General features: G+C 59.8%; 1 protein-coding gene and 1 pseudogene. Both read left to right on the top strand.

All coding sequences use genetic code 11. The annotated features are described in order from the left end of the window. Nucleotides 1-18: 18 nt before the first annotated feature. Nucleotides 19-834 (top strand): sulfonamide-resistant dihydropteroate synthase Sul2, encoded by an 816-nt coding sequence (sul2, locus tag FTU66_RS13540; protein WP_001043260.1) that lies wholly within the window; start codon nucleotides 19-21, stop codon nucleotides 832-834. A gap of 86 nt (nucleotides 835-920) precedes the next feature. Next, a pseudogene (gene glmM / locus FTU66_RS13535) lies at nucleotides 921-1168 on the top strand (phosphoglucosamine mutase); the annotation flags it as partial.

The raw sequence follows: 1168 nt of genomic DNA, 5'->3' as shown, positions 1-1168 counted from the left end.
ATTATTATAGAAGCCCCCATGAATAAATCGCTCATCATTTTCGGCATCGTCAACATAACCTCGGACAGTTTCTCCGATGGAGGCCGGTATCTGGCGCCAGACGCAGCCATTGCGCAGGCGCGTAAGCTGATGGCCGAGGGGGCAGATGTGATCGACCTCGGTCCGGCATCCAGCAATCCCGACGCCGCGCCTGTTTCGTCCGACACAGAAATCGCGCGTATCGCGCCGGTGCTGGACGCGCTCAAGGCAGATGGCATTCCCGTCTCGCTCGACAGTTATCAACCCGCGACGCAAGCCTATGCCTTGTCGCGTGGTGTGGCCTATCTCAATGATATTCGCGGTTTTCCAGACGCTGCGTTCTATCCGCAATTGGCGAAATCATCTGCCAAACTCGTCGTTATGCATTCGGTGCAAGACGGGCAGGCAGATCGGCGCGAGGCACCCGCTGGCGACATCATGGATCACATTGCGGCGTTCTTTGACGCGCGCATCGCGGCGCTGACGGGTGCCGGTATCAAACGCAACCGCCTTGTCCTTGATCCCGGCATGGGGTTTTTTCTGGGGGCTGCTCCCGAAACCTCGCTCTCGGTGCTGGCGCGGTTCGATGAATTGCGGCTGCGCTTCGATTTGCCGGTGCTTCTGTCTGTTTCGCGCAAATCCTTTCTGCGCGCGCTCACAGGCCGTGGTCCGGGGGATGTCGGGGCCGCGACACTCGCTGCAGAGCTTGCCGCCGCCGCAGGTGGAGCTGACTTCATCCGCACACACGAGCCGCGCCCCTTGCGCGACGGGCTGGCGGTATTGGCGGCGCTGAAAGAAACCGCAAGAATTCGTTAACTGCACATTCGGGATATTTCTCTATATTCGCGGTTCAGCAGGCATGTCCCCTTTGAGGGCGACCCGACGACAGGATAATCGACCTTATGGTGCGCAAATATTTCGGCACAGACGGTATTCGTGGCAAAGCCAACGAAGGCGCGATGACGGCGGAAACCGCCTTGCGCGTCGGCATGGCGGCTGGCCGTGTCTTTCGTCGCGGTGACCACCGCCATCGTGTCGTGATCGGCAAGGATACGCGCCTGTCGGGCTATATGCTTGAACCCGCGCTCACAGCCGGTTTCACCTCGATGGGCATGGACGTATTCCTTTTTGGCCCGCTGCCGACAACGTA

This window comes from Acinetobacter sp. YH12131 (assembly GCF_013418635.1).
Lineage (GTDB): Bacteria > Pseudomonadota > Gammaproteobacteria > Pseudomonadales > Moraxellaceae > Acinetobacter > Acinetobacter towneri.
Note: the sequence above shows the minus strand (reverse complement) of the source record. Positions and strands in the feature narration are given on the sequence as shown.

Coding starts and splice junctions, on each gene's coding strand:
- sul2 (WP_001043260.1), top strand. CDS start 19: ATGAATAAATCGCTCATCATTTTCGGCATCGTCAACATAACCTCGGAC.